General features: G+C 39.2%; 7 protein-coding genes, 1 rRNA gene and 1 other RNA gene. 8 read left to right on the top strand and 1 reads right to left on the bottom strand.

Features of this window, described 5'->3' with window-relative positions:
* Positions 1-128: 128 nt before the first annotated feature.
* Positions 129-1,415, bottom strand: coding sequence for a glycoside hydrolase family 18 protein (locus MHI39_RS00115; RefSeq protein WP_342540492.1), 1,287 nt, complete (start codon positions 1,413-1,415; stop codon positions 129-131).
* Between the two features lie 141 nt (positions 1,416-1,556).
* Here MHI39_RS00115 and tadA point away from each other — a divergent pair, with 141 nt between their 5' ends.
* From tadA to MHI39_RS00155, 8 genes are all read left to right on the top strand, one after another.
* Entirely contained in the window at positions 1,557-2,063 is a 507-nt protein-coding gene (tadA, locus tag MHI39_RS00120) for a tRNA adenosine(34) deaminase TadA (protein ID WP_342541403.1), read from the top strand.
* Between the two features lie 85 nt (positions 2,064-2,148).
* Positions 2,149-2,413, top strand: an RNA gene (ffs, locus tag MHI39_RS00125) — signal recognition particle sRNA large type.
* A gap of 284 nt (positions 2,414-2,697) precedes the next feature.
* Complete coding sequence (dnaX, locus tag MHI39_RS00130; RefSeq protein WP_280619209.1) at positions 2,698-4,395, top strand: DNA polymerase III subunit gamma/tau; 1,698 nt, start codon at positions 2,698-2,700, stop codon at positions 4,393-4,395.
* Positions 4,396-4,546: 151 nt separating this feature from the next.
* Positions 4,547-4,864, top strand: a complete 318-nt coding sequence (locus MHI39_RS00135; protein WP_058006784.1) for a YbaB/EbfC family nucleoid-associated protein — start codon at positions 4,547-4,549, stop codon at positions 4,862-4,864.
* Positions 4,865-4,876: 12 nt separating this feature from the next.
* Positions 4,877-5,473 (top strand): recombination mediator RecR, encoded by a 597-nt coding sequence (gene recR, locus MHI39_RS00140; protein WP_058006781.1) that lies wholly within the window; start codon positions 4,877-4,879, stop codon positions 5,471-5,473.
* Positions 5,474-5,491: 18 nt separating this feature from the next.
* A complete protein-coding gene (locus tag MHI39_RS00145; protein ID WP_058006782.1) occupies positions 5,492-5,707 on the top strand; it encodes a YaaL family protein in 216 nt (71 codons plus the stop codon).
* Between the two features lie 86 nt (positions 5,708-5,793).
* Positions 5,794-6,060: a pro-sigmaK processing inhibitor BofA family protein gene (locus MHI39_RS00150; RefSeq protein ID WP_251340570.1), complete on the top strand. Its 267-nt coding sequence runs from the start codon at positions 5,794-5,796 to the stop codon at positions 6,058-6,060.
* A gap of 462 nt (positions 6,061-6,522) precedes the next feature.
* A 16S ribosomal RNA gene (locus MHI39_RS00155) occupies positions 6,523-8,075 on the top strand.
* Positions 8,076-8,218: the final 143 nt, after the last annotated feature.

Raw genomic sequence — 8,218 nt, forward strand, 5'->3', positions numbered from 1 at the left:
AAACACGCTAATTGCTATTTTAGCATATGTATTGTACGGTGTGACAGGGAATAAATTGGATTACTATAGGTAATATAATATGGAAATAAAAAGTTGGCATCTAAGAGATGCCAACTTTATGGGTTTCTTTACTGTTTAGTTACATTAAAGTTTTCTACAATCAGTAACCAGTTTTGTGGGAAGGAAAGACCTAATTTCCAATAGCTCATACCACGTAGATTTAATTCCTTAATCAGGTCAAATTTGGCCTGTATGGAGCGGGCGTCTTCAAACCATACTTTATGTTTTTTATTTTCTTCATCAGTATATTCAAATGTTGGGGCTTGTGCTTCTAGGTCATAGTTAATGGGTACATTATATTTTGCTGCTAGCTGTATTGCCTGTTGTGGACTGACTGCTTTTGCGGTATCTTGACCAGGGGTAAAGGGAAGTGTCCAATCATAACCATATAGATTCTGCCCCATTAGAATTTTTTGTGGAGGAATTTCTGTTACGGCATATTCTAGAACATCACGAACTGAGTTAATAGGTGAGACGGCCATAGGGGGTCCACCACTATATCCCCATTCATAGGTCATAATTACAACAAAGTCAACGATTTCACCATGGGCTTTATAATCATGAGCTTCATACCAAAGCCCTTCTTGGGTTGCACTCGTCTTAGGGGCTAGGGCCGTTGAGAGCAACCAGCCTTCTTGATTAAAACGTGCTTTTGCTTTTCTAAGGAATCGATTATATGCTTCTTTATCTTCAGGTCTAAGAAATTCAAAATCAATATGAATATCGCGAAAGCCGTATTGTTTCGCTGTATTCACGATATTATTTAAAAACTGATCCTGCACCTCCATATCATTTAATAATATTCTGCCTAGTTCATCACTAAATTGGCCATTTTCTTGGTTATTAATAGCCATTACAAGGATATTTTGATTGGCTCTTGCAATAATCGGTAAATTACCAAGTGGAGGAGCAATTAAAGATCCATCACGATTCACTTGAAACGCAAAAGGAGATAGATAAGTTAAGTATGGAGCAGCCTTACGAGCACTATTCTCTAAAGATTGTGAAACTGTTGTACCGAAGGGTTCTATATAAGCATTAAATTCAGCATCTTCTTTACGCTGAGGAGGAATATATAATCTCATTCCGATTTGTAATGGTTGGTTTACAGACATTCCATTAATTCTAGCGAGTTCAGGTAATGATAGATTGAACTTCCTCGCAATCTCCCATAAACTATCCCCCGGTTGGACCCAATAAAATCTACCTATAATTGGTATAACAATGGTTTGACCAACGACTAAATGATCAGGATTTGGAATTTCATTAGCCGTAACTAATTCTACTACTGGTACTCGATAAGTACTTGCTATACTAGCTAAAGTGTCATTTGGTTGTACTACATGAATTTGCACACTATCCCTCCTTTTACTTAGTATCTGTTTTCATCTTATGATTTAATAAGATAAGAAATGTTGAATATCTGGATTTTTTCTTATTTCGATCAGATTAAGATATAATAAAATTTATTCTAAAACTATTAAACAGAGGTTTACATTGTGAAAAATGCTGATGAGTACTTTATGAAGCTAGCCATAAGTGAAGCAAAAAAGGCTGAAGAGAAATGTGAGGTACCTATTGGTGCGGTTGTCGTTTTAAATGGTGAAGTTATAGCAACTGCGCATAATTTAAGGGAGTCCACTCAAAATGCCATTACCCATGCAGAAATATTAGCGATTCAAAAGGCATGTGAAAGAATTGGATCATGGCGTTTGGAAGATGCTGAACTGTATGTAACTTTGGAGCCATGTCCGATGTGTAGTGGAGCTATAATCCTCTCACGAATTAAGAAAGTGATATTTGGTGCCCATGATCCAAAGGCTGGTTGTGCAGGGACATTAATGAATTTATTGGATGATCAACGCTTCAATCACCAAAGTGAAGTTGTTAGTGGGGTTTTGGAAAATGAATGTAGTGTGCTTTTGAGTGACTTTTTTAGAAATATACGAAAAAGGAATAAAGTAGAAAAAGAAAAGCGCAAAATTACTGAATCCAGTAATTAACATTTGATATCCATTGCATTTTTTAAAAAAAACTAGTATACTTTATTTTGCGTTGATAAACGCATAATATATGGTATCAATTTTGCCGTGCTAGGTGGGGAGGTAGCGGTGCCCTGTACTTGCAATCCGCTCTAGCAAGACTGAATCCCTTCTTGAGGCTAGTATCCTGTAGGGCCTGCCTTAAGTAAGTGGTGTTGACGCTTGGGTCCTGCGCAATGGAAATCCATGAACCATGTCAGATCCGGAAGGAAGCAGCATTAAGTGGACTCTTCCATGTGCCGCAGGGCAGCCTGAGCCGAGCTAACTGCTTAAGTAACGCTTATGGGAGCTAGTCGAGGGAAGGTGCACGGCAGTTAATTTACATAAATAGTCAACTCATCCTTCGGGGTGAGTTTTTTGTTTGGTTCATTAGTGTTTCTTAACTGAGGATATAGAGAAGAACCAATTTTTATTGTTTCATAAAGCTGTTAGAGAAAGACAGATAAAATAATTCTCTAATGATTGTTCATCATGTAAAATTATTATTAAATAAGGTATAATATGAGAAAAGTAATGTTTCAATTATACAGTACAAAATTCGCTTGTAATGGAGAAAGAAATCGTTTCATAATGTCTTAAAAGGAGGGGTGTGCATTTGAGTTATCAAGCATTATATCGAGTTTGGCGTCCACAGGTCTTCGAGGACGTTGTGGGACAACAACATGTAACAAAGACACTGCAAAATGCCCTCCTACAACAAAAAATTTCTCATGCATATCTTTTCTCAGGACCAAGAGGAACAGGAAAAACAAGTGCTGCCAAGATTTTAGCAAAAGCGGTAAACTGTGAGAGGTCCCCAGTTACTGAGCCATGTAATGAGTGTGATGCTTGCAAAGGCATAACTGATGGGAGTATACCTGATGTCATAGAAATTGATGCTGCTTCAAATAATGGTGTTGAGGAAATTCGTGATATTCGGGATAAAGTGAAATTTGCGCCAAATGTCGTTCCATATAAAGTCTATATTATTGATGAAGTGCATATGCTGTCTATTGGTGCATTTAATGCTTTGTTAAAAACATTAGAAGAGCCTCCAAAACATGTAATATTTATTTTGGCTACGACTGAACCCCATAAAATTCCCTTAACCATAATATCACGCTGTCAACGTTTTGATTTCAAAAGGATCACAGCGAAAGATATTACTGGGAGAATGGGTCACATTGCTCGAGAATCAGGCATTGAATTTGATGAGTCCGCCCTAAACATTATTGCTCGTGCTGCAGAAGGTGGAATGCGGGATGCGTTAAGTTTGATGGACCAAGCTGTTTCTTTCGGAGAAGAGCGAGTGACAATAGAAGACGCTTTAACCGTTACAGGTTCCATATCTCAATCATATTTGAATAAACTGGTAGAGTCGATACAGAAGAAGGATATCGCCAGTGCTCTTCAAGTATTTGAAGAGCTTTTACAACAGGGAAAAGATCCAACTCGTTTTGTTGAGGATTTAATTCTTTATTTCCGCGATATGCTCCTTTATAAGACTGCTCCCAATTTAGAAGAAGCGATTGAACGAGTAATGGTCGACGAGGATTTTCGACAGCTTACTGATTCAATAGCCTCTGAACAAATTTATGAATACATTGATATACTAAATAAAACTCAACAAGAGATGAAATTCTCTAATTTGGCTCGAATATATTTAGAGGTTTCACTCATTAAGTTATGCGAAGTCAGAGTTCAGAAACAAGTAATTAATAGTTCTGATATGGATATAGATACACAGCAATTATTGGATCAAATAAGAAATCTCCAAAAGGAAATACAAGAATTAAAAGTTAACGGTGTTCAGGAAACACAAGCGGTTAATCAACAACCGGTTAAAAAGGCACCACGTACAGGTAAAGGATTTAAGGCTCAGGTTGGTAGAATTAATGATGTATTGAAAGAAGCCACGAAACAGGATTTGAATTTAATTAAAAGCAGATGGGGTGATATGCTTAGTCTCTTAAATGACAGACAAATGCGCTCACAGTCCGCTCTTTTAAATGAAGCCGAGCCTGTTGCTGCTTCAAATCACTCTTTTGTTTTGAAATTTAAATATGAAATTCACTGCCAAATGGCAATGGAAAATCAGAAATTTTTACAAGCAGTTTCGTCTATTTTATCTGAGTTAACAGGTGTCTCCTATCAATTGATTGGGGTTCCAGAAAATCAGTGGAATAGTATAAGGGAAAGTTTTATTCATAATCAAAAAGATGGCTCAAAGGATGAAGAGGAACAAACAGAAGACCCTCTAATCGCTGAAGCAAAAAAATTAGTAGGCGCGGATTTGATTGAAATAAAAGATTAATGGCCCTATAAAACCACTTTTATGATTTTTCGGTTTCTTTTTTGTCCTATTTAAGTGTAAGATGAGGGAAAGAGTGAAATCTATTTGGCATTAACTTAAGCTAAATGAAAAACGTATAAAAGAATGAATTTATTGGAGGGAAATATAAATGATGCGTGGAATGGGAAATATGCAAAATATGATGAAACAAATGCAAAAAATGCAAAAGAAGATGGCTGAAGCACAAGAGGAATTAGGTGAAAAGCGAATTGAAGGTACGGCTGGTGGAGGTATGGTCACGGTAGTTGTATCAGGACATAAGGAAATTGTAGAAGTAAATATTAAAGAAGAAGTAGTAGATCCAGAGGATATTGAAATGCTTCAAGATTTAGTTTTAGCTGCTACAAATGATGCATTAAAGAAAGCAGAAGAGTTAACAAATCAAACAATGGGACAGTTTACAAAAGGGTTAAACATTCCAGGTTTTTAAGGGGAATAGATGATGCATTATCCTGAACCAATAACCAAACTTATGGATAGCTTTATGAAATTGCCAGGAATAGGGCCGAAAACTGCGGCTCGACTGGCATTTTTTGTGTTGAGTATGAAAGAAGATACTGTCCTAGACTTTGCTAAAGCCCTTGTAAATGCGAAAAGAAACTTAAGTTATTGTTCGGTATGCGGACATATTACCGATCAAGATCCTTGTTATATTTGTGAAGATACAAGACGTGATCGTAGTATCGTTTGTGTAGTTCAAGATCCAAAAGATGTGATCGCTATGGAAAAAATGAAGGAATTTAATGGTCTGTATCATGTACTACATGGGGCAATCTCACCAATGGATGGGATTGGACCGGAAGATATTAATATTCCAGATTTGCTAAAAAGATTACAGGATGAAACGATACAAGAGGTTATACTAGCAACAAACCCTAATATTGAAGGGGAAGCAACAGCAATGTATATATCAAGGCTTCTAAAACCATCGGGTATTAAAGTCACTCGAATTGCTCATGGTCTACCAGTAGGCGGAGATTTAGAGTATGCGGATGAGGTCACCTTATCAAAAGCGTTAGAAGGAAGAAGAGAAGTTTAAAAAAAGAGGTGTATTCACATGTTCAATAAAAAATTGAAACTACGTAATGAATATGACCAAAAGCTGATTGATTTGATGACAAAAACAAGGGAAAATTGGATTCAACAAAAGTCCTTAGTCGATTTAAGTTTTGAATATAATGAAGAGCTTATGTTTCAAAAAAAAGTTGCTGAAATGAAGTACTTCTTCTTATTTCGTGAAGCAAAGGCGAGGAATATTAGAATTAAAAGATAGGACATCTTATTTTTGCATTGTAGAGTTCTTTTTGGACAAACCATTCATAAACTGATAATACAATGTAAGAATAAGGAGTGATAATCTTGGATCCAATCATTGTGATTGCTGTTATTTCTGGACTGATTCTTCTTTTATTGATATCAGGTTCACCAGGAAGGCCATTTCGCTTCATTGGACAAATCGCTGTAAAAATTGCGATAGGTGCGTTATTTTTATTTTTTTTAAATCAATTTGGTGGACAGTTCGGTATTCATGTACCTATCAATTTTATAACAACAACCGTTTCTGGTTTGTTAGGTATTCCGGGTGTAATCGGACTTACAGTTATTCAAACATGGATATTAGCTTAGTGGGGTTGTCTATTAAGGGGTCTGTCCCCTTTTTTAGACAATCCCTATTTAAATGTTAGTTTTATCAAGTTAGTTTTCGTATAGTTGATTGCTTTTGTAAAAGAACTAACATTTGCTTTACAACCCATTAAGGTTGTAGCTGCATTGTTTCAAAATGAAGAGGGTTGATAGTTTTCAACATAAATATATTGTAGTTAAAGCTTTACGTACGTAGCAACAAAGTTTGAGAAAAGAACCTATAAAAAAATATTTTGATATAGGGTTGACTTTTAATATCGTTTGATGATATTATATTTCTTGTCGTTAAAACAAGCGAAAATAATTATTTCAAAAAAATAATTGACACATATTATTGAATATGATAATATATAAAAGTCGCTTAAAGGTGATTGATCTTTGAAAACTGAACAAAACGAAACGTCAATGAATTACTTTTATTTATAAAGAGCTATATCAAACATCTTTTTGGAGAGTTTGATCCTGGCTCAGGACGAACGCTGGCGGCGTGCCTAATACATGCAAGTCGAGCGAATCTGATGGGAGCTTGCTCCCTGATGATTAGCGGCGGACGGGTGAGTAACACGTGGGTAACCTGCCTGTAAGACTGGGATAACTCCGGGAAACCGGGGCTAATACCGGATAACTTTTTTCTTCGCATGAAGAAGAATTGAAAGATGGCTCCGGCTATCACTTACAGATGGACCCGCGGCGCATTAGCTAGTTGGTGAGGTAACGGCTCACCAAGGCGACGATGCGTAGCCGACTTGAGAGGGTGATCGGCCACACTGGGACTGAGACACGGCCCAGACTCCTACGGGAGGCAGCAGTAGGGAATCTTCCGCAATGGACGAAAGTCTGACGGAGCAACGCCGCGTGAGTGATGAAGGTTTTCGGATCGTAAAACTCTGTTGTTAGGGAAGAACAAGTATCGTTCGAATAGGGCGGTACCTTGACGGTACCTAACCAGAAAGCCACGGCTAACTACGTGCCAGCAGCCGCGGTAATACGTAGGTGGCAAGCGTTGTCCGGAATTATTGGGCGTAAAGCGCGCGCAGGCGGTTTCTTAAGTCTGATGTGAAATCTTGCGGCTCAACCGCAAGCGGCCATTGGAAACTGGGAGACTTGAGTGCAGAAGAGGAGAGTGGAATTCCACGTGTAGCGGTGAAATGCGTAGAGATGTGGAGGAACACCAGTGGCGAAGGCGACTCTCTGGTCTGTAACTGACGCTGAGGCGCGAAAGCGTGGGGAGCGAACAGGATTAGATACCCTGGTAGTCCACGCCGTAAACGATGAGTGCTAAGTGTTAGAGGGTTTCCGCCCTTTAGTGCTGCAGCTAACGCATTAAGCACTCCGCCTGGGGAGTACGGCCGCAAGGCTGAAACTCAAAGGAATTGACGGGGGCCCGCACAAGCGGTGGAGCATGTGGTTTAATTCGAAGCAACGCGAAGAACCTTACCAGGTCTTGACATCCTCTTGACCTCCCTAGAGATAGGGATTTCCCTTCGGGGACAGGAGTGACAGGTGGTGCATGGTTGTCGTCAGCTCGTGTCGTGAGATGTTGGGTTAAGTCCCGCAACGAGCGCAACCCTTGACCTTAGTTGCCAGCATTCAGTTGGGCACTCTAAGGTGACTGCCGGTGACAAACCGGAGGAAGGTGGGGATGACGTCAAATCATCATGCCCCTTATGACCTGGGCTACACACGTGCTACAATGGATGGTACAAAGGGCTGCAAGACCGCGAGGTTTAGCCAATCCCATAAAACCATTCTCAGTTCGGATTGTAGGCTGCAACTCGCCTACATGAAGCCGGAATCGCTAGTAATCGCGGATCAGCATGCCGCGGTGAATACGTTCCCGGGCCTTGTACACACCGCCCGTCACACCACGAGAGTTTGTAACACCCGAAGTCGGTGAGGTAACCTTTTGGAGCCAGCCGCCGAAGGTGGGACAGATGATTGGGGTGAAGTCGTAACAAGGTAGCCGTATCGGAAGGTGCGGCTGGATCACCTCCTTTCTAAGGAATATGGAAAACCACTTACGTGGTTCAGACGTCTTCTGTTTTGTTCAGTTTTGAAGGTTCAATCCTTCTATGAAAATATACATGAATAAAAACATGACTTTGGTATGTTTATCTATCCATTGTCTTTTGTTTCCTAA

The sequence above is a fragment of the Heyndrickxia sp. FSL K6-6286 genome (assembly GCF_038630395.1).
GTDB classification, from domain to species: domain Bacteria; phylum Bacillota; class Bacilli; order Bacillales; family Bacillaceae_C; genus Heyndrickxia; species Heyndrickxia oleronia.

Bases quoted from the DNA above. Each gene is read 5' to 3' on its own strand.
- MHI39_RS00145 (WP_058006782.1), top strand. From the start codon at position 5,492: ATGTTCAATAAAAAATTGAAACTACGTAATGAATATGACCAAAAGCTG.
- recR (WP_058006781.1), top strand. From the start codon at position 4,877: ATGCATTATCCTGAACCAATAACCAAACTTATGGATAGCTTTATGAAA.
- MHI39_RS00135 (WP_058006784.1), top strand. From the start codon at position 4,547: ATGCGTGGAATGGGAAATATGCAAAATATGATGAAACAAATGCAAAAA.